A 20,799-nucleotide genomic window follows, 5' to 3' on the forward strand; every position below is an offset into this window, starting at 1 on the left:
TAGCAGATCATGGAACTTTATTTCCTCGCCCTTCTCATCCTGATCATGGCCGCCGCTCTGGGCTCGGGCTATCCCGTGGCCTTCGCGCTGCCCGGTGCCGCGATCATCACCATCGGTCTTGCGGCCGGGGCCGGCTATATGTTTGCCGGATCGACCGACGCCTATTTCCATTCTGGTGGCCCCAGTCAGTGGCTTTCTGCGGGGGTGACAAACCTCAGGGGGGTTTACTGGGAGGTCGAGCGGGACACGCTGATCGCCATTCCGCTGTTCATCTTCATGGGCATCATGCTGCAGCGGTCCAAGATCGCCGAAGACCTTCTGGTCACCATGGCGCAGCTGTTTGGCCCGGTGCCGGGGGGGCTGGGGATTTCGGTTGTCTTCGTGGGGGCGCTTTTGGCGGCCACCACAGGCATCGTTGGCGCCACCGTGGTGGCGATGGGGCTGATTTCCCTGCCTGCCATGCTGCGCAACAATTATTCTTCACCTCTGGCAACCGGGACAATTGCCGCCTCGGGCACGTTGGGGCAGATCATCCCGCCGTCGATTGTGCTGATCATTCTGGCAGACCAGCTGGCCTCGGCCACGGATCAGGCCTCAACCGCGCGCAAACTGCTGCACAAGGATGCCACCGGTGAGCTGTCGATGCCGTCCGTGTTCGACGTGGCGTCCACCTCAGCCGGTGAGATGTTCCTTGGGGCCTTTGTGCCGGGCATGTTGCTGGTTGGGCTTTACATGGCCTATATCCTGATCTTCGCAATTCTGCGTCCGAAACTGGCCCCGGCCGTGCCTTACGAGGGCAAATACGACCTGAGCTTTGTCAAAAACGTGGCCATCACCCTTGTGCCGCCACTGGCGCTGATCTTCCTGGTTTTGGGGTCGATCATTGCCGGGATTGCCACCGTGAACCAGGCCGGGGCGATCGGGGCCGCTGGTGCGATGATCATGGCAAGCTACCGCCTGCCCAAAGGGGGCAAGACGCTATACTACCCTGCGTTTCTGGCCATTGCGGCGATGGTGCTTGTCGGCGTTGCCCTTGCCAATTTCGATATGAATGTGAAGTCGATCGAGGACGGGACCGACCGTCTGGGAATCGCGCTGGGTGTTATGGCCACGGTGCTGTTGCTGATTGCGCTGATCTGGTCAGGTATCCGCATTTTCAAGATCGACAACACATTGCAGGGGGTGATGCTGGAAACGGCAAAAACCACCTCGCTCGTCTTCATCATCCTTTTGGGGGCCGCAATGCTGACCGCCGCCTTCCGGGCCTTTGGGGGCGAAGAGCTGGTGAAGGAGTTCCTGCTGGGTCTGCCGGGTGGGTTCTGGACACAGTTCATCATCGTGATGCTGGTGATCTTCATCCTGGGGTTCTTCCTCGATTTCATCGAGATTGCCGTGGTGGTGGTGCCGATCGTGGCGCCGATCCTGCTGGCGGACCCCTCGGCAAACATCACGGCCGTTTGGCTTGGTGTGATGATTGGTCTGAACATCCAGACCAGTTTCCTGACACCTCCCTTCGGGTTTGCGCTTTTCTATCTGCGCGGCGTGGCGCCTGCGGTGGTGAAAACGGTGCAGATGTACAAGGGCGTGATTGCCTTCATCCTGCTGCAGATCTCGGCCTTGGCCATCGTCGGACTGTATCCGCCGCTGGTGAATTACCTGCCGAACCGGGTGAGTTTTCTTTCCGAAAGCAGCCCGCCGCCGCGCAACCCGAAACTGCAGCTTTGTCTGGAAGATTATGTCGGGCAGCAATTGGCGGAAAGCAGCGCCACGCGGGATGCCATCAAGCTGGCCCGTGGAATGGATCTGTCCGTCCTGCCCAAATCCCTCGCCAAGGATCTGACCGAAGGGTTTGATCAGGCCGATCTGGCAGTGGCGAAGCTGAACGAAGCGTTTGACGCTGCGGCGACGGTTCAGGCCGCCGCCCCCGCCTATCGCCCAATGCATGGAGAGGTGCGTGCTGTTGAGAAACAGATCCGTAATATCGAAGCACATGCGCGGGACCTTGAAACCACGATCAGCCGTATGCGGGATGAAAGCGAGGCACAGAAGCGGGCGAAGCTGCAATCGCAACTGGACCTGCTGGTTGCCGAGGCTGATGCGCTGCGCGCAACCATCCCTGCGGAATGGGCCGAAAAACAGGCTGAGTTCCTGAAGCTGACACAGGCCGAAAACAAGGCGCGGTCGCTTTATCGTCGCGCTGCGGATGCCTCTTACGAGGGGCCGGAGGAGGTGCTGGCGGTGCTGGATGCCAATGCGGCCTACACCAAGCTGCACGTGGATCTGCTGGCCCTGCGCCAAAGCATCGAAACCCTGTCCGAAAAAGAAGGGGAAGGGGTTGTGAAAGACTTCGCAAAGCGGGTTGGTGACGTGGAAGGGGCAGGTGATGTGAAAAAGGCGCTTGGCAAAGTCCGCAATGCGCTGAAATCCAAGACCCCGGATCGCGAAAAAGCCCTGGCCGAATACGAAAAGGCGCTGAAAGCCTATGAAGCGCAGCTGACGTGGCGTCAGGATGCCGAGGCCAAATTGCGCCCCGGAATTGAAGCCTATCTCGAGGGGATTCGGGGCACTCTGGGCGTGCGTTTGCAACCCAGATTCACCCGCGATCAGGCGCTCTCGATGGCGTCTTGCACCGCCTATCACAGGGATATCTCACTGAATTTCTGATATCTCACGAGAAATTAATGAAAAGACCGGGCACGCTCCCGGTCTTTTTTATTGCGCAGTGGGTGTTTGTCGCGAACAATCATCCCTGTGTCGTATAAATGACATGGCTGGTCGGTTACGACCCTTGTCATCCGCTAACTTCTGAGCAAAGTTTTGATCAGACAGCAAGAAAATATGTAGGTCGAACTGACCTCGATCTAGGGAGAAATAAATGTCCAACGAACTCGAATATCTGTCCAAACGCGTGGCCCAACGAAAGATGTCGCGCCGCGACTTCATGGGGCGTGCTTCTGCGCTTGGCGTTTCTGCTGCCGCAGCCGGGTCGATGCTGTCCACCGCTGCGCTTGCCGAGGGGCCAAAGAAAGGCGGCACCATGAAGATCGGTATGTTGGGGGGCGAAAGCACCAACACGCTTGATCCGGCCGTCGCTGCCACCCAGGTTCCCGGCATGAACCTGCGCCTTTATGGTGATCAGATCGTGGATGTTTCACCTACGGGTGAGATCGAACTGCGCCTGGCCGAAAGCATTGAAAGCTCGGCTGACGCGCGCGAGTGGCGTTTCACGGCCCGTGAGGGTGTGGAATTCCACAATGGCAAGACCATGACCGCCGAAGATCTCAAACGCACCGTTGAGCGTCACGCCAATGAAGAGTCGAAATCCGGTGCGCTCGGTGTGCTGCAAGGCATCGAAAGCCTGAGCGTCGACGGCAACGACTTTGTCGTAAAAATGGAAAACCCGACTGCTGACCTGCCCTACCTGATGGCGGACTGGCACCTGGTTGTGCAGCCGGACGGCGGGTTCGACAATCCGACCGCAGGCGTCGGCACCGGCCCTTACATGGTCGAGGTGGATGAACCGGGCGTGCGCCACGCCTTCAAGAAAAACCCGAACTACTGGGATGACACCCGCGGCCACGTGGATGAGGTTGAGGTGCTGGTCATCAATGACAACACCGCCCGTATGTCCGCTCTGCAATCGGGGCAGGTGCACATGGTCAACGGGGTGGACCCGAAAGTGGCCAGCCTGCTGAACCGCGCGCCGAACCTGGAAGTACGCAATGTGGCCGGTCGTGCCCACTATGTGTTCATCATGCATTCGAACACCGCGCCGTTTGACAACAAAGACCTGCGTATGGCGCTGAAATACGCGATTAACCGCGAGGAAATGGTTGAAAAGATCCTGCGTGGCTTTGGGTCTGTCGGAAATGACATGCCGGTTAACGCAGCTTACCCGCTGTTTGACGATACGATTGAACAACGCAAATACGACCCGGAAATGGCGGCTGAACTTTACAAGAAGTCGGGCCATGACGGATCGCCGATCATCCTGCGTGTGTCGGATGCCGCCTTTGCGGGCGCGGTCGATGCCGCCCAGCTGTTCCAGCAATCTGCCGCTGCTGCCGGTATCCCGCTGGAAATCAAGCGTGAACCGTCGGATGGCTACTGGTCGGAAGTCTGGAACAAACAGCCGTTCTGCGCGTCTTACTGGTCGGGTCGCCCGGTGCAGGATCAGATGTACACCACCGCTTACCACTCGCAGGCGGACTGGAACGACACCCGCTTCAACAACGCCGAGTTCGATGATCTGCTGATCAAGGCGCGGGGCGAGCTGGATCCGGTTAAGCGCAAGGCGATGTATTCGCGTATGGGCCAGCTGGTGCGTGACGAAAGCGGCCTGATTGCGCCGATGTTCAACGACTTTGTGGATGGCGTGTCGAAAGACGTGATCGGATACGAAGATGATCCGAATGGCTTCCTGATGTATTCCTGGGCACCGATCAAGTGCTGGTTGAATGCATAAGGCGAACTCATGCATCCTATCTTAAAATTGGTGGCTCAGCGCTTGGCGCTGAGCACCCTGCTTCTTCTTGCGGCGTCGGTGCTGATTTTTGTCGGCACCACGATCCTGCCAGGCGACGTGGCCCAGAGTATTCTGGGGCAGGCCGCCACGCCGGAAAGCCTTGCCAATCTGCGCAAGGAACTCGGCATGGATGTTCCCGCAACTCAACGATATTTCAACTGGCTGTTCGGCGTGATGCAGGGGGACCTTGGAACCGCGCTGACAAACGGGCGTGACATTGCCGACAGTCTGGGCGGACGCCTGAAGAACACCCTGTTCCTTGCGTTCTGGGCTGCTGTCGTGGCCGTGCCGCTGGCCATTTTCCTTGGCCTTCTGGCGGTGCGCTATCGTGAACGCTGGCCGGACAAGCTGATCTCGGCGGTAACGCTCGCCTCGATTTCGGTGCCCGAGTTTCTGATCGGTTACGTGCTGATGTTCTATGTCGGGGTAAAGCTGGGCTGGGCCCCGACCGTCTCGACGATCTATGACAGCATGTCGCTGGGCGAAAAACTTTCGGCCATTGCGTTGCCTGTGACCGTTCTGACCATGGTGGTTTTGGCGCATATGATGCGTATGACCCGTGCCGCGATCCTGAACGTGATGCAGTCTGCCTATATCGAAACGGCGGAACTGAAGGGTTTGACCAGCTTTCAGGTGATTGCGCGCCATGCGTTTCCAAACGCGATTGCGCCGGTTGTGAACGTGGTGATGCTGAACCTGGCCTATCTTGTTGTTGGTGTTGTCGTGGTCGAGGTGGTTTTTGTCTATCCGGGCATGGGCCAATACCTCGTGGATCATGTTGCTAAACGCGACGTGCCGGTTGTGCAGGCCTGTGGCCTGATCTTCGCTGCCGTCTATATCGGGCTCAACATGGTGGCTGACATCGTGTCCATTCTGGCAAATCCAAGGCTGAGGCATCCGAAATGATGAGAATACCTCCTGCGGCCTTGATTGGCCTGTTTTTCACCGGGCTCTATTTCTTTATGGCGATCTTCGCCCATTGGATTGCGCCCTATTCCATGACCGAGATTGTGGGGGATGTCTGGGAACCTGCCTCGGCTGAACATTTGCTTGGCACTGACAATATCGGTCGCGATCTGCTGACGCGGATGATCTATGGCGGGCAGACGACGATTTTCATCGCAACCGCCGCCACCATCCTCAGCTTTGTCACCGGGTCGATCCTCGGCTTTAGCGCGGCTGTGATCGGAGGCTGGATTGACCAGGTTCTGTCGCGTTTCGTTGACCTGATCATGTCGATCCCGACACTGATCTTTGCCCTTGTGGTGCTGTCCGTGATGCCGGTGACCCTGCCGATCCTGATTGTCGTGATGGGTCTGCTGGACTCCACCCGTGTCTATCGCCTGGCGCGTGCTGTTGCGGTGGATATCAATGTGATGGATTTCGTCGAAGCGGCCAAGCTGCGCGGCGAGGGTAATCGCTGGATCATCTTCCGTGAAATCCTGCCCAACGCGTTGTCTCCGCTCGTGGCCGAAATGGGGCTGCGCTTCATCTTCGCCGTTCTGTTTGTCTCGACCCTGTCGTTCCTTGGCCTTGGCGTGCAACCGCCGAATGCGGACTGGGGTGGCATCGTGAAAGAAAACAAAGACGGGATTGTCTATGGCATCCCGGCAGCGCTTGTGCCTGCCGTCGCCATCGCCACGCTTGCGATTTCCGTGAACCTTGTGGCCGACTGGGTGCTCAATCGCACCACCAGCCTGAAAGGGGGCCGCGGATGAGCGAGACACTTCTGAAAGTCAAAGACCTGAAGATCGGGGCTCGGATTTATCCGCCGGGTGAAAAGCCCAAGGATATTGAGATCGTGCATGGCGTGTCATTTGAGCTGGAGAAGGGCAAGGTGCTTGGCCTGATCGGTGAAAGTGGCGCTGGCAAATCCACCATTGGCCTCGCCTCGATGGCGTATGGCCGTGGCGGGGTTGAGATCACCGGCGGCGAGGTCTGGGTCAATGGGCGGGAAATCCTGCACACCAATCTTCGCGATCTGCGCAAGCTGCGTGGGCTTGAAGTGACCTATGTGTCGCAATCTGCGGCGGCGAGCTTCAATCCGGCCAAGAAGATCATGGAGCAGGTGGTTGAAGCGTCCCTTCACGCGGGCAAATTCTCGAAAAAGGACGCCGAAGCCCGCGCGGTGGAGCTCTTTACCAAGCTTGGTCTGCCGGATCCCGAAAACATCGGGGACCGCTATCCGCATCAGGTGTCGGGTGGTCAGCTGCAACGCTGCATGACCGCGTTGGCGCTGTGTCCGGAACCGGATCTGGTGGTGTTCGACGAACCCACCACGGCGCTGGATGTGACCACGCAGATCGACGTGCTGATGGCGATCAAGGACGCGATCCGGGACACCGGCGTTGCCGCGCTCTACATCACCCACGATCTGGCCGTTGTGGCGCAGGTGTCGGATGAAATCATGGTGCTCAAGATGGGTGACATGGTGGAACATGGCACCACCGATCAGATCATCAACAACCCGCAGGAAGAGTATACCCGTGACCTCGTCTCGGTGCGCTCGACCCAGCATGAGGGCAAACCGCCCACGGATAATCCTGTGTTGCGGGTTGAGAATGTGACCGCGCGCTACAAGGGCACCAGTTTCGACGTTCTGCACAATGTGGTGATGGATCTGCATCCCGGCCAGACCCTTGCGGTTGTGGGCGAAAGTGGCTCGGGCAAATCCACCACCGCCCGGGTGATCACTGGCCTTCTGCCGCCGCGTGACGGCAAGATCATCTTTGATGGTCGCGAACTGTCACCGGATCTGGAAGGGCGCTCGCGCGAGGACCTGCGCGAGTTGCAGATGATCTACCAGATGGCGGATGTGGCGATGAACCCGCGTCAGACCGTCGGCACCATCATCGGCCGTCCGCTGGAGTTCTATTTCGGCATGAAGGGCAAGGAAAAGCGCAAGCGGATCATTGAGCTTCTGGACGAGATCGAACTGGGCGAAGCCTTTATGGATCGCTATCCGGCGGAACTGTCGGGCGGGCAGAAACAGCGTGTCTGTATTGCCCGCGCGCTGGCCGCCAAACCCAAGGTGATCATCTGTGACGAGGTGACCTCGGCGCTGGATCCGCTGGTTGCGGACGGCATCCTCAAGCTTCTGGAAAACCTTCAGAAAATTGAGGATGTGGCCTATCTGTTCATCACCCATGACCTGGCGACCGTCAAGGCAATCGCCGACAGTATTGCGGTGATGTATCAGGGCAAGGTGGTGCGCTATGGCACCAAGGCCGAGGTGCTCAGCCCGCCGTTTGACGACTACACCGACCTGCTGCTCAGCTCGGTGCCGGAAATGCGTTTGGGCTGGCTGGAAGAGGTGATTTCCCATCGCAAGATGGAAAGCGCCGGGAACTGATCTGTGGGTCAGTTGACCGGGTGAAAATCGACCGGGGGCGTCCGACCGCTGCCCCCGGTTTTTCTTTTGAAATGGTCAAAAACCGACCGGCTTTTGGCGTGTCTGTTACATAAATCAGCGACACCACCGCCCAATCTGACCGGAACGAAATGCGCAATGGGAAAGGCGCTGACATGGATAGAAAACTTCTGCTGCTCATCATCGACGGGGTGCCGCTTCGCAATTGGCTCAAGCTGTTTGGCAATATGGAAGGCTGGGCGCAGTCAGGCGAGGCGAAGCGCTTTACAATGCGCGCGGTGCTGCCCTCGACCTCGGCCAGTTGCTATGCGTCGATCCATACCGGCGTGACCCCGCAGGAACATGGCTGCACCGGCAACAACAATGTGTTTCGCCTGTCCCACGATGATATCTTTTCTCAGGTGCGCAAGGCGGGGGGCGTGACCGGGGCGGTCACCCATTCTTTCTGGTCTGAGTTCTTCAACCGTGCGCCCTTCGATGTGGTGCGCGACATTGAGTATGATGAGCCGGAAAGCGACACGATCAACCATGGCCGGTTCCACACCATGACCGGCTATAACCTGATCAATCAGACCACGCCCGCCGACACCGACCTGTTTGCCACGCTGACCATGCTGTGTGAGCGCAAGGGCATCGACTACGGTATCCTGCACACCTGCACCCTCGACAGTATGGGGCATCGCTTTGGCCATGAATGTCATGAGATGGATCATGGCTGTTTTGCCCTCGATGAGCAGATGGCGCCCTTTATCCGGCGTTGGCGTGATCTGGGCTATGACATCATTGTCACCGCCGATCACGGCCAGTCGGATCGCGGGCATCATGGCGGTCATGAGGATGTTCAGCAGGACGTGGCGCTTTATTATTTCGGGGATGCCGAGGTGGCGGATGACAGTGAAATCCTGTGCCAGACCCAGCTTGCCCCCACCGTGTTGTCGTTGATGGGGGCTCAGATTTCCGAGACGATGAAAGGCAAGGTGTTCCTGAAATGAGTTGGGTGTTCGCCCCGTCGCCGCGCCCTGCGCTGCCTGTTGTCGGGACCGAGGAGCAATTCCCCGTGCGGCGCATCTTTTGCGTGGGCCGAAACTACGCCGCCCATGCGCGCGAGATGGGCCATGACCCCAAGCGTGAACCGCCGTTTTTCTTTTCGAAACCTGCGGATGCTCTGGTGGGCGACGGGGTGGACATCCCCTATCCGCCCGCCACGAAGAACCTGCATTTCGAGGCAGAGCTGGTGGTGGCGATTGGGCAGGTCGGGGCAAATATCCCGTCCGGCACCGCGCTGGAACATGTGTTCGGCTACGCCATCGGCAACGACCTGACCCGCCGCGATTTGCAGGCGGTGGCGAAGGAAATGGGGCGCCCATGGGACATGGCGAAAGGGTTTGACCTCTCTGCGCCGATCGGTCCGGTCCATCCGGTAAAGGGCGGACAGCATCCCGTATCGGGGCGCATCGCCCTGAGCGTGAATGGTGAAACCCGGCAGGAGGCAGACCTCTCGGATATGATCTGGTCGGTGCCCGAAGTGATTTCGTTTTTGTCGGAGATGGCGAGATTGCAGCCGGGGGATCTGATCATGACCGGCACGCCGGCAGGGGTCGGGCAGCTTGTGCCGGGGGATGTCTGCCGGGTCGAGATTGATGGGCTGGGGCAGTTGACCACCCGTATTTCTGCACCTGCCTGATGACCACCCCGCCCGTGCGTCGCACTTCCCTTACATGGTGAAACCTCGAATTAACCAATACCCCTCATGGTGACGGTGTATTGAAATGAAAGAGGTATTCATGCGGACCTTTTCAATCATTGCGGCCCTCATGTCCGGGCTGTTTCTGTCGACCGCTGCCGGTGCAGAAGGGGGCTTTGTGGTGGATATGGAGAGAAAGGACATTCAACGTCTGGATGGCAGTCGTTTTCTTTCCGATATTTTAGTGGGCGAAACGGCTGAGGTATCATACCTGCCAATGTGTCTAAAGGATCGGGCTATGGTTTTATACGAACGTGTTACACTGAGTGAAAAGCCAAGTCATGCAATTCGGATTTTTGTTACCCGCGAAACCGAAACGGATGTGAAAATCGAAATGACAGCTACAGATCAGGCTTCGCCGCGTGATATCCGGCGACACGTCACAAGGTTTTCATCGCTAACCTGCAAAGAAAAAGGAGAGGAGGCTGCTTACTGGGGTGCACCACAATTTCGTGTCCTCAGCATCAATGGGGCGACCAGCTTTACCGTGCTACTGAAAACCCCACCCTTTGCCGGGGCCATGTTGGGGCAATAGATGCGTTACAACTTGCTGAGGTTCTTCAGCAGGCTGTCTTTGGATCCGAGGATGTGCTGGCGGGTCAGCTCTGCGGCGGTGTCCGCATCGCCCCGTTCGCAGGCGGCCAGAATGCGGATATGTTCATCATTGGCGCGGATCATGCCGTCGCTCAGAACCAGTTGCGCGCGCAGATATCGGTCAATCCGGTCCAGCGCGCTCTCGATGGCTTCCAGATGAAAGCTCAGGCCGGATGCATTATAGAGAGTTGCGTGGAACTGCCGGTTCAGGTTGCCCCATTCCATCGGGTCTTCCGACTTGGCAAACGCCTCAAGATAAGCGCGGGCCTCGGTCAGAATGGCCGGGGTCATGTTGGGCACGGCTGCGCGGATCACGTGGGGTTCAAGCAGGGAGCGGTAATCGAAGATCTCATCCGCTTCCTCCGCTGACAGGCCAGAGACCACCGCCCCCTTATAGCGCTGCGACTTGACCAGCCCGTGTTCTTCCAGCCGTGAGATCGCCTCGCGCACGGGTATGCGGGACGTGCTGAACATGCGGGCAATCTCATCCTGGCGCAGCGGCGCCCCTTCCTCCAGATCCCCTTCGATGATCGCCTTCTTCAATGCGTTGAAGATGATCGAGGCGGCAGAGGCCGTTTTGGAGATATCAACTGGATCGACTGACTTGAGCTGCATGTTCCCTCACGTTTTCAGAGAGGCTAGCAGGTTGCCTCGCTCAGATGAAGAGAGTTGGAGGGTGAAAATTGCATGTTGGATCCAATTTTATCGCAGATTGTTCGAAATCCCGCATCAGCGAAAAACGGTAGGGAATGGTCTGAAATCGGCAGAGCTTCGCCAAGACCTATCCGAAAGGTTAGGAATGCCTCAAACACGCCCTATTCTTATGACAAAACAGTTCCAAAGATGCGAATCGGAGGAAAGACGTATGCGCCCCCTGAAAGGTATTGTCGGAGTAATGGTTCTGTCCGCAGTTGGACTGATGGCACCCGAACTGGTGTCAGACACATTGGATGGATCCACCGCACAAATCGGCGCGGCCCATGCCAAGAACGGTAATGGCGGTGGCAATGGTGGCGGCGGTGGTGGTGACCGCGGCGACCGTGGCGACCGCGGTGGCAAGGATCGTGATGGCAAAGATCGCGGTGGTAAAGGTGGCGGTCGCAAGGACTGGAGCGCAAAAGGTTCCAAATCCGGCGGCGCAAAATCTTCTGGCGCGCCCGCGCCCAAGGCGGCGACAAAAGCCCCCCGTAAAACGGCCCCGAAATCTTCTGTCCGACCCGCCGTTAAGCCCAAGAACATTCACGCGCAGCTCGGCGGGCTCAATTCGCTCAACCGCAACATCAATGGGCTTATGAACAGCTCTGATCCCAAGATGGCAGGGTTCCGCGACTATCTTGAGGCCAAGGCCGCCTATATGGAGCAGCAAGCCGAGATCGAAGAGATGGAAGCCGAGCTGGAGCGGATGAAGGACATCGAAGAGCCGGTGGCGCCTGATGCCGGTGCCTATGAAGATGAAGCGGCATACAATGACGCGATGGCAGCCTATGAAGAGGCCCGCCAGGGCTGGGAAGATGCGCAGGCGGCAATTGAAACCGCAGAAGCCGAACTGGAAGCCGCCAAGGCTGCTCAGGAAGAGCAGGCAGCCGAGCTTGATGCCTCCCTTGATCAGGCCATCGTCGATGGTCTGAATGCAACCGGCAACAAAACCGTGACGGATGCCGATGTGACCGACGAGATGCGGGACTGGGTCGATGGCCAGATGGAACGGCTCGAAGGGGAATATCAGGAGTTGCAGGAGAAAGCCGCCGAAGAAGTTGCCGATGGCGATGCGGAAGACGGTGAGGGTGACGCGGACGAGGGCGATGGCACCTCGGACGACGAAACTGCCTGATCCGATACTCAGGACATATCAAATCAAAGCCCCGGTCGAACTGGCCGGGGCTTTTTGTTTGGCTCAGGTCAGCCGTCAATGGGCAAACGGATCAGGCGCATTCTTGAAAGAAGTTTCGCAGATCCGCCACATTGCCCAGATGCACTTTCCGACCCTGGCTGGCCACCCCAAAGGGTTTAAGCTGGCGAAATGCGCGCGACAGACTTTCCGGTTTCATGCCGAGCTTGCTGGCCAGAACCTTTTTGCCAAAGGGCAGGGTCAGCTCTTCTCCGCCATCATTCGCGCCGATCAGGTCCAGCAGGAAACCGGACAGGCGTTGTGCCCCGGTCTGGCCTTTCAGCTGCTCGATATGGTGGATCATGTCATGGGCGTGATCATGCGCGGCCTGCAGCACAGCAAGATGCAGTTCCGCGAAGGCATTTTTGCAGGTGCAGATTGCGCTGAGGTCGAGATGCAGCACCGAGCAGTCGGTGATTGCTTCCGAGGATTGAAAGGCGGCGCTTGAGGACAGGGCGGGCACCTCGTCAAAACTTTCACCATGTTTCAGCATCGCCAAGGTTGCCTCTTCTCCGCTTTGGGTGAGGCGGTAAAGCTTGACCCAGCCAGAGATCACAATTTTCAATGTGGGGTTCAGATCGCCTTGCAGGGCGATAAGCTCTCCGCGCTTATGGCTGCGGATGGTGGATTTCTTGATCAGGCAGGCGCGTACATGGGGGGACAACTGGGAAAAGAACGGAAGTGACGCCAGGGTGTTGGTGGGCTTTTCGCGCATGGGGTGTTCCTTGATAATAGAGGAACATCTTAACGAGTGAAATGTAACAATGGATTGACGCAGATCAAAATTTTCAAATTGGTTTCTCAGCTGAAAGAAGATTGCAAAATCAATCTTTTAAAGCCTGAGCATGGATGGCCACGACACCCATCAGGGTTTCCATCTGTTGGAAGGCGCGCAGGTCATCGCGGGCCAGAACCGCATCCATGACCGCGATATGGCCCTGTGCCAGACGCTCCATGCTGTCGCGGGAGAAATAGCGAAACCAGAAGCGGCGCGAATGGGTTTGCAGGGGGGCCAGGATATTGGTCAGATAGGGGTTTTCGGCCGCGCCCATCAAAGCCTCGTCAAACCCTTTATCCGCTTTGAGGTAAAGTGAGGCATCCTGATCTGGCAGGCTGTCCAGCATCATTTGCCGATATTGTTGAATGTCATCCAGCAGATTGGGGGTGGCGAAACGTGCGGCCGACCGGGCCAGCCGTGGCTCCAGCACCTGCCTCAATTCCGTGACCTTGGCGCAATCTTCGGCGCGAATATCGGCAATTTTGATCCCGGCTCGCGGGCGCACTTCGATCAGCCCTTCCCAGGACAGCCGTTGCATCGCCTCGCGCACCGGGGTGCGGCTCAGCCCGATCATGTCAATCAGACTGCGTTCGGAAATCAGCGATCCGGGTTCCAGCACCAATGTCACGATCCGTTCCTCGATCGCGAGATAGGCCTGGGTGGCAAGATTGGGCGGGTTGGACATGGGGTTGATTCCGGCTGCTGGCCGCGTGTTGGCGTGTCACTAATATATCAGTAACGCCGCAATTTTGAAGACCTTTCCGTAAAGTCAGGTGAATCACTTTATGGTGGGTGCTTTATCAAAAGATCAAAATACCCCATGGTGGCGGTAACAATATTGCGTAAACGCATGTTAATGCGGCAAATATTTTGCTGATATATCAGTGTTGATTTGCGTTAATCTTCCTCATAAGCTGCCCCCATTCCGCGCCGTTTGGCGCGTAGACCTGATTGGGAGGAACTCATGAAAAAACAATTCACGCTGGCCGGCTTTGCCGCGGCCGCAATCATGACTGCGTCGACGGCCCTGGCCGGTGGCACGCTGGTCTATTGCTCGGAAGGCTCGCCGGAAGGCTTTGATGCAGCACTTTACACCTCGGGCACCACGTTCGATGCATCGTCGAAGGCGATCTACAACCGTCTGACCGAATTTGAAACCGGCACCACCAATGTGATCCCCGGACTGGCCGAAAGCTGGGAAGTTTCCGAGGATGGTCTGGAATATACGTTCCACCTGCGTTCGGGTGTGAAATTCCACTCCACCCCCTACTTCACCCCGACCCGTGACATGAATGCCGACGACGTGATCTTCACGTTTGAACGCCAGGGTGACGAAGCGAACCCGTATAACAAAGTGTCGGGTGGCACCTGGGAATATTTCAACGGCATGTCGATGCCGTCGCTGATCAAAGAGATCGTTAAAGTCGACGACATGACTGTGAAATTCGTGCTGACGCGCCCCGAAGCGCCGATGGTCTCGAACCTGGCCATGGATTTCGCGTCGATCGTTTCGAAAGAATATGCAGATGCGATGCTGGCAGCTGGCACGCCTGAAAACCTGAACCAGCAGCCGGTGGGCACTGGTCCGTTCCAGTTTGTGGGCTATCAGAAAGACGCCGTTGTGCGCTATGCCGCCAACCCGGACTTCTTCCGCGGCAAAGCGGATGTGGACAACCTGATCTTTGCGATCACCCCGGATGCGGCTGTGCGTTATCAAAAGCTGAAAGCGGGCGAATGCCACGTCATGCCTTACCCGAACCCGGCTGACATTGACGCCATGCGTGCAGATGCTGACGTCAACCTGACCGAGCAGGAAGGCCTGAACGTGGGCTATCTGGCGTACAACTCGATGGTTGCGCCGTTTGACAAGCCGGAAGTGCGTAAAGCTCTGAACATGGCGATCAACAAGCAGGCCATCATTGACGTGGTGTTCCAGGGCGCTGGCAAAATCGCCAAGAACCCGATCCCGCCGACGATCTGGTCCTATAATGACGCGATCGTGGACGATCCCTATGATCCGGTGAAATCGAAAGAGATGCTGGCAGCCGCCGGTGTGACCGATCTGTCGATGAAAATCTGGGCGATGCCGGTTCAGCGTCCCTACAACCCGAATGCCCGTCGCATGGCTGAGCTGATCCAGGAAGATTTCGGCAAGGTTGGTGTGCAGGCCGAGGTTGTGTCTTACGAATGGGGTGAATACCTGTCGCGTTCGAAAGACAAGGACCGTGACGGTGCTGTTCTGCTGGGCTGGACCGGTGACAATGGCGACCCCGACAACTTCCTGGCCGTTCTGCTGGGCTGTGACGGTGTAGGTGGCTCGAACCGCGCGCAATGGTGTAACGATGAGTTCCAGTCGCTGATCGAACAGGCCAAGCAGGAAAGCGATCCGGCCAAGCGGACCGCGCTTTATGAAGAAGCGCAGGTTGTGTTCAAGCGTGAAGCGCCCTGGGCAACCATCGCGCACTCGATCGTGCACATGCCGCTGCGCAACGAAGTCAAAGGCTATAAGATCGACCCGCTGGGTGGTCACATCTTCTACGGTGTAAGCCTCGAAAACTAATAAGTTTTTCAATGAAATAAGGGCCGGGCGCATCATGCGCCCGGCCTCGCCAGTTCAAGCGAGCCACAACCATGCTGTCCTTTCTGCTGCGCAGACTGCTGACCTTCGTGCCCACGTTCATCGGGGTGACGATCGTCTCTTTCCTTTTCATCCGCCTGCTTCCCGGTGACCCGATCCTGCTTTTGGCAGGGGAACGGGGTGTCGGCGAAGAACGTTATGCTGAGCTGGTCAAACAGTTCGGTTTCGACCAACCGATCTGGCGACAATATATCGACTATCTCTGGGGCGTCATGCAGGGCGATCTGGGCACGTCTTTCGTGACCAAGAAACCTGTTGTGTCCGAGTTTTTTGCGCTGTTCCCCGCAACGCTGGAGCTGTCGATCTGTGCGATCATTCTGGCCATTGTGGTGGGCATTCCGGCAGGTGTGATTGCAGCCGTCAACCGGGGCAAGTTCTTTGACCAGGCGCTGATGACCGGCGCGCTGATCGGGTATTCCATGCCCATTTTCTGGTGGGCTCTCCTGCTCATCATCGTGTTTTCCTCCGGCCTGGGCTGGACGCCTGTTTCAGGGCGGATCTCGTTCCTGTACTTCTTTGACGAAGTGACCGGCTTCATGCTGATCGACAGTTTCCTGTCGGGACAGAAAGGCGCGTTTGCCTCCGCCGTGAGCCACCTGATCCTGCCGACCATTGTGCTGGCCACCATCCCGCTGGCCGTGATTGCACGCCAGACACGGTCGGCGATGCTGGAAGTGCTGGGCGAGGATTATGTGCGCACCGCCAAGGCCAAGGGGTTGTCACCCTTGCGGGTGAACGGCCAGCACGCGCTGCGCAATGCGCTTATTCCTGTCGTGACCGTGATCGGCCTTCTGGTCGGCACGCTTCTTGCCGGTGCGATCCTGACCGAAACGATCTTTTCCTGGCCGGGCATCGGCAAATGGATGGTCGACAGTATTTTCCGCCGTGACTACCAGGTGGTGCAGGGCGGGCTTTTGCTGATTGCGTCCATCATCATGATCGTGAACCTGACCGTGGATGTGCTCTACGGCTGGATCAACCCGAAAATCAGAAAGGGCTGAGCGAGATGACCGATACCTCCGCAACCCAAACGATGCAGCCGCCCAGCCCTCTTCGCGAGTTCTGGAGCTATTTCCGCGAAAACCGGGGTGCCGTGATCGGCATGTATGTGTTCATGGCGTTTTTCATCATCGCCCTGATTGCCCCGCTGATTGCCCCCTATGCCCCGAACGAACAGTTCCGTGACCACCTGTTGCAGCCGCCATTCTGGCAGGAAGGCGGATCAGCCGAGTTCCTTCTGGGCACCGATCCGCTTGGCCGCGATATGCTGTCGCGCCTGCTGCACGGCGCACGGTTCTCGTTCTTCATCGGTGTGATTGTTGTGTCGATCGCCTCATTCTTCGGGGTGATCATCGGCGTGATCTCGGGCTTTGCGCCGAAATGGGTCGATACGCTGATCATGCGCCTGATGGACATCATCCTGTCCTTCCCGTCGCTGCTTCTGGCGCTGGTGCTGGTGGCCATTCTTGGGCCGTCCCTGATCAACGCCATGATCGCCATCGCGCTGGTTCTGCAGCCGCATTTCGTGCGCCTGACCCGCGCTGCGGTGATCTCGGAACGCACCAAGGATTACGTGACCGCTGCCAAAGTGGCAGGCGCAGGGCGTCTGCGCACCATGTTCGTGACCGTGCTGCCGAATTGTCTGGCACCGATCATCGTGCAGGCTGCGCTGTCGTTCTCAACCGCCATTCTGGACGCGGCGGCCCTGGGCTTTCTTGGCATGGGCGCGCAACCCCCCACACCGGAATGGGGCACCATGCTGGCCGAGGCGCGAGAGTTCATCCTGCGTGCCTGGTGGGTGGTGACCCTGCCCGGTGTCTGCATCCTCGTGTCCGTGCTGGCCATCAACCTGATGGGCGACGGGCTGCGCGATGCGCTTGATCCCAAGCTGAAACGGAGCTGACGCATGAGCCTTCTCGAGATTAAGAACCTCACTGTCGAGTTTCGCACCGCAAACGGGCCTTTCCGTGCGGTGGACAGCGTCGACATGACTGTGGATGCAGGTGAGTTGGTTGCCATCGTGGGCGAAAGTGGCTCCGGTAAATCCGTGTCGATGCTCGCTATGATGGGGCTGTTGCCCTGGACCGCCAACATCACCGCCGACAAGATGGAGTTTGATGGCAAGGACCTTCTGACCCTGTCGCCGAAAGAGCGTCGCAAGATCATCGGCAAAGATGTGTCGATGATCTTTCAGGAACCGATGTCATCGCTGAACCCCTGCTATACGGTAGGCTTTCAGATCAAAGAAGTGCTGCGCCAGCACACCGATCTGAGCCGGGCCGAGCGGCAAACCCGCGCGGTGGAACTGATGGAGCAGGTCGGCATTCCCGACCCGAAGAAACGCCTGAACGTGTTCCCGCACCAGCTCTCGGGCGGGATGAGCCAGCGGGTGATGATCGCCATGGCGCTCGCGTGCAAACCCAAGCTGCTGATTGCGGATGAGCCCACCACCGCGCTTGATGTGACCATCCAGGCGCAGATCCTTGATCTGCTCATCGATCTGCAGAAAACTGAAGGCATGGCGCTTATTCTGATCACCCATGACATGGGTGTGGTTGCGGAAACCGTGGAACGTGTCAGCGTGCAATATGCCGGCCAGCGGGTGGAAGAGCAGGAGGTGAACTCCCTCTTTGCCAACCCGCATCACCCCTATACGGCGGCCCTGCTTGCGGCCCTGCCGGAACGGGCCACCGGGCGGCATTTGCCGACCATTCCGGGGGTTGTGCCGGGGCAGTTTGACCGCCCGCAGGGCTGCCTGTTCTCGCCCCGCTGCGCTTTTGCCGATGACCTGTGCCGCACCAAACCGCCGGTCGCGGCCCATGCGGATCTGGGCAAGGCCCTGTGTCACCGCCCGCTTGAGCAGGGTGAACCACAAGAACTCAAGGAGGTCCTGGCATGAGCGCCCCGATCCTGACCGCAACCGACCTGCGCCGCCATTTCGAAGTGAAATCTGGCCTGTTTGGGCAACCCCACACCGTGCGCGCGCTGGATGGCGCCAGTTTTGAGCTGGTGCCGGGTCGCACCCTTGCCGTGGTGGGGGAAAGTGGGTGTGGGAAATCCACCCTCGCCAACCTCGTAACCATGATCGACACACCCACCTCGGGGTCGTTTTCCATTGACGGGCAGGACATCCAGCCCGGTGATGAACTGCGCGACAAGGTGCTGCGCGCCAAGGTGCAGATCGTGTTCCAGAACCCCTACGGTTCGCTCAATCCACGCCAGACCATCGGCAAGATCCTGATGGAACCGCTGCTTCTGAACCGCCCGGAGATTTCCGCCGAAGAGCGCGAACGCCGGGCCCGGGAAATGGTGGAGCTGGTGGGGCTGCGCCCCGAGCATTTCAACCGCTACCCGCATATGTTCTCGGGTGGACAACGGCAGCGGATCGCGGTGGCCCGGGCACTGATGCTTGAGCCGGAAATCCTGGTCCTTGATGAACCTGTCTCGGCGCTGGACCTGTCGATCCAGTCGCAGGTTCTGAACCTGCTCACCGATCTGCAGGACAAGTTCAACCTGGCCTACCTTTTCATCAGCCACGACCTCTCAGTGGTGCGTCATTTCGCGGATGATGTGATCGTGATGTATCTGGGCAAACCGGTGGAGCAAGGGGCCAAGGAAGAGGTGTTCGAAAATCCGCGCCATCCCTATACCAAGGCACTTTTGTCCGCGACCCCCATGGCCGATCCGACCCGCCGACAGGAGCGGATCAAACTGGAGGGAGAGCTGCCCTCACCGCTCAATGTGCCCGTAGGTTGTGCCTTCAACCCACGTTGCTGGAAGGCCACGGAAGACTGTCGTGCCTCACGTCCGGATATGAGTGATGGCGCACATCGGTTTGCCTGTTTCCACCCGGAAAACGGTGCAACCTAAAGGGAAAGGGGTGCCAACCGGCGCCCTTTTTTCTTGCCCCAAATACCTCCGCCGGAGGCACAGGCTCAAACCGCAGGTTTGAGCCACCCCAAAGCCTGTCGACCGCAGGGAGAAAAGGCGCGGGCGCAACGGGTGGGTAGAGGGCGCTTTTACTTACGTTCCAGCGCGCTTTTGGTGGCTCACTTCGTGAGCCTGAGGGGCGCTGCCCCTCACCGCGTGCGCGGCTCACCCCGAAGTATTTCTGGCAAGGAGAAAATGGTTCAGTTGAGGATGACCATGTCGCGGGGGAGGTTGGAAAAAACCTCGGGGCCGGTGGCGCGCAGGATCACAATCTCTTCTAGGCGGATGCCGAACTGATCAAGAAGGTAGATGCCGGGTTCAATCGAAAAGACATTGCCTTCTTCGAGCACGACATCTGAGTTTGACACGATGTCGGGCTTTTCATGCAGATCAAGCCCAAGCCCGTGACCAACGCGGGCCGCGAGGGTTTCGCCGTAGCCTGCGGCAATGATCACGTCCCGTGCGGCCTTGTCGACGTCGCCCGAGGTTGCGCCGGGTCTGGCTGCGGCCAGTCCGGCTTTGACAGCCTGCTCGACGATGGCAAAAATCTCTTTGTAGTGATCGGTTGGTGTGCCGAACCAGCCGCATCTGGTGTTGTCGGCGGGATATCCCATGTGGCGGCACCCGCAATCAATCTGCACGGCCATCTCTCGGCTGAGCGTGGTTGGGCCAGTGTGGTGATGGGGGAAGGCGCCGTTGGGGCCGAAGGCCACGTTGATGAACTCGACCTCTGCGCCATGTTCGGCGTAGGTGGCGGCAATGATCGCGGCCACGTCCTCTTCGCTCATCCCTTCGTGCAGCCCGTCAAAGGCGCGGGTCAGAGCGATGTCGTTGGCAAGGTGACTTGCCTTCAGCGCCTCATATTCGGCGGGTTCCTTGACCTTTCGCAGCGCCCCGATTGTGTCTTGCATGAAGCCATGTGTGGCCCCGGGCAGTTTGTCCAGAAGCAGGAAGGAGAAGTCGGAGCGCATCATTTCGTCCAGAGCCAGTTTCGGCCGGGCGGGCAGGGTGAGGCGGGTGAGGATATCCTCCAGCGCGCCGTGCGGCCCGTCAGCGTCTTTCCAGGTGGTGAAGGGCAGTGCTGTGTGCTGGCGCACGCTGTCGGCATTCAGGGCAGGCATCAGAAATTCGGCCTGATCCTGTGTGATCAGCAACAGCACCGGGCGCTCATCCCCGTGCGGATCCAGCCCGGTCAGCCAGGCCAGATGGCTGGTTGGCCCCACTGCCACCAGATCGGTTCCGGTGTCATGCATTTTCTGGCGCAGGCGGGTCAGGCGGGCGGAGTAGTCCATCAGCAGTCCTTCATGTGATCGTGGGTCATGGGCGCATGAC

Annotated in this window: 18 protein-coding genes; 14 read left to right on the forward strand and 4 right to left on the reverse strand. The window is 58.5% G+C overall.

What is annotated here, in order from left to right; all coding sequences use genetic code 11:
* Window positions 1-9: 9 nt before the first annotated feature.
* The 8 genes from XMD517_RS11725 to XMD517_RS11760 all read left to right on the forward strand — a co-directional run bounded on the left by XMD517_RS11725 (window position 10) and on the right by XMD517_RS11760 (window position 10,174).
* Window positions 10-2,664, forward strand: a complete 2,655-nt coding sequence (locus tag XMD517_RS11725) for a TRAP transporter large permease subunit (RefSeq protein ID WP_173486803.1) — start codon at window positions 10-12, stop codon at window positions 2,662-2,664.
* A gap of 211 nt (window positions 2,665-2,875) precedes the next feature.
* A complete protein-coding gene (locus XMD517_RS11730; protein ID WP_173486802.1) occupies window positions 2,876-4,465 on the forward strand; it encodes an ABC transporter substrate-binding protein in 1,590 nt (529 codons plus the stop codon).
* A gap of 9 nt (window positions 4,466-4,474) precedes the next feature.
* Complete coding sequence (locus tag XMD517_RS11735) at window positions 4,475-5,431, forward strand: ABC transporter permease (protein WP_055192810.1); 957 nt, start codon at window positions 4,475-4,477, stop codon at window positions 5,429-5,431.
* Window positions 5,428-6,243 carry an ABC transporter permease gene (locus XMD517_RS11740; RefSeq protein ID WP_055192809.1) on the forward strand — a complete coding sequence of 272 codons (816 nt, stop codon included), beginning with the start codon at window positions 5,428-5,430 and terminating at the stop codon, window positions 6,241-6,243. The genes XMD517_RS11735 and XMD517_RS11740 overlap by 4 nt, the downstream gene beginning before the upstream one ends.
* Window positions 6,240-7,877 carry an ABC transporter ATP-binding protein gene (locus XMD517_RS11745; RefSeq protein ID WP_173486801.1) on the forward strand — a complete coding sequence of 546 codons (1,638 nt, stop codon included), beginning with the start codon at window positions 6,240-6,242 and terminating at the stop codon, window positions 7,875-7,877. The genes XMD517_RS11740 and XMD517_RS11745 overlap by 4 nt, the downstream gene beginning before the upstream one ends.
* A gap of 173 nt (window positions 7,878-8,050) precedes the next feature.
* Window positions 8,051-8,887, forward strand: a complete 837-nt coding sequence (locus XMD517_RS11750) for an alkaline phosphatase family protein (protein ID WP_173486800.1) — start codon at window positions 8,051-8,053, stop codon at window positions 8,885-8,887.
* Window positions 8,884-9,579: a fumarylacetoacetate hydrolase family protein gene (locus tag XMD517_RS11755; protein ID WP_173486799.1), complete on the forward strand. Its 696-nt coding sequence runs from the start codon at window positions 8,884-8,886 to the stop codon at window positions 9,577-9,579. Before XMD517_RS11750 ends, XMD517_RS11755 begins: the two co-directional genes overlap by 4 nt.
* Window positions 9,580-9,664: 85 nt before the next feature.
* Window positions 9,665-10,174: a hypothetical protein gene (locus XMD517_RS11760; RefSeq protein WP_173486798.1), complete on the forward strand. Its 510-nt coding sequence runs from the start codon at window positions 9,665-9,667 to the stop codon at window positions 10,172-10,174.
* Window positions 10,175-10,179: 5 nt separating this feature from the next.
* On the opposite strand, the gene XMD517_RS11765 is transcribed toward XMD517_RS11760, so the two are convergent.
* Window positions 10,180-10,848, reverse strand: a complete 669-nt coding sequence (locus XMD517_RS11765; protein WP_173486797.1) for a GntR family transcriptional regulator — start codon at window positions 10,846-10,848, stop codon at window positions 10,180-10,182.
* A 250-nt stretch (window positions 10,849-11,098) separates the two neighbouring features.
* Here XMD517_RS11765 and XMD517_RS11770 point away from each other — a divergent pair, with 250 nt between their 5' ends.
* A complete protein-coding gene (locus XMD517_RS11770) occupies window positions 11,099-12,064 on the forward strand; it encodes a hypothetical protein (RefSeq protein WP_173486796.1) in 966 nt (321 codons plus the stop codon).
* Window positions 12,065-12,155: 91 nt separating this feature from the next.
* On the opposite strand, the gene XMD517_RS11775 is transcribed toward XMD517_RS11770, so the two are convergent.
* Complete coding sequence (locus tag XMD517_RS11775) at window positions 12,156-12,836, reverse strand: Crp/Fnr family transcriptional regulator (RefSeq protein WP_173486795.1); 681 nt, start codon at window positions 12,834-12,836, stop codon at window positions 12,156-12,158.
* A 109-nt stretch (window positions 12,837-12,945) separates the two neighbouring features.
* On the reverse strand, window positions 12,946-13,584 hold the full coding sequence (locus tag XMD517_RS11780; protein ID WP_173487970.1) for a GntR family transcriptional regulator: 639 nt from the start codon (window positions 13,582-13,584) through the stop codon (window positions 12,946-12,948).
* A 279-nt stretch (window positions 13,585-13,863) separates the two neighbouring features.
* Here XMD517_RS11780 and XMD517_RS11785 point away from each other — a divergent pair, with 279 nt between their 5' ends.
* The 5 genes from XMD517_RS11785 to XMD517_RS11805 all read left to right on the forward strand — a co-directional run bounded on the left by XMD517_RS11785 (window position 13,864) and on the right by XMD517_RS11805 (window position 19,407).
* A complete protein-coding gene (locus XMD517_RS11785) occupies window positions 13,864-15,459 on the forward strand; it encodes an ABC transporter substrate-binding protein (protein WP_173486793.1) in 1,596 nt (531 codons plus the stop codon).
* Between the two features lie 71 nt (window positions 15,460-15,530).
* Window positions 15,531-16,538: an ABC transporter permease subunit gene (locus tag XMD517_RS11790; protein WP_173486792.1), complete on the forward strand. Its 1,008-nt coding sequence runs from the start codon at window positions 15,531-15,533 to the stop codon at window positions 16,536-16,538.
* A gap of 5 nt (window positions 16,539-16,543) precedes the next feature.
* Window positions 16,544-17,440 carry an ABC transporter permease subunit gene (locus tag XMD517_RS11795; RefSeq protein WP_055192798.1) on the forward strand — a complete coding sequence of 299 codons (897 nt, stop codon included), beginning with the start codon at window positions 16,544-16,546 and terminating at the stop codon, window positions 17,438-17,440.
* A 3-nt stretch (window positions 17,441-17,443) separates the two neighbouring features.
* Entirely contained in the window at window positions 17,444-18,436 is a 993-nt protein-coding gene (locus XMD517_RS11800) for an ABC transporter ATP-binding protein (RefSeq protein WP_173486791.1), read from the forward strand.
* Window positions 18,433-19,407, forward strand: a complete 975-nt coding sequence (locus tag XMD517_RS11805; protein WP_173486790.1) for a dipeptide ABC transporter ATP-binding protein — start codon at window positions 18,433-18,435, stop codon at window positions 19,405-19,407. The genes XMD517_RS11800 and XMD517_RS11805 overlap by 4 nt, the downstream gene beginning before the upstream one ends.
* A gap of 260 nt (window positions 19,408-19,667) precedes the next feature.
* Here XMD517_RS11805 and XMD517_RS11810 read toward each other — a convergent pair whose 3' ends face one another.
* Window positions 19,668-20,759 carry a Xaa-Pro peptidase family protein gene (locus tag XMD517_RS11810; protein ID WP_173486789.1) on the reverse strand — a complete coding sequence of 364 codons (1,092 nt, stop codon included), beginning with the start codon at window positions 20,757-20,759 and terminating at the stop codon, window positions 19,668-19,670.
* Between the last annotated feature and the right edge of the window lie 40 nt (window positions 20,760-20,799).

The sequence above is a fragment of the Aliiroseovarius sp. xm-d-517 genome (assembly GCF_013283135.1).
GTDB lineage: Bacteria > Pseudomonadota > Alphaproteobacteria > Rhodobacterales > Rhodobacteraceae > Aliiroseovarius > Aliiroseovarius crassostreae.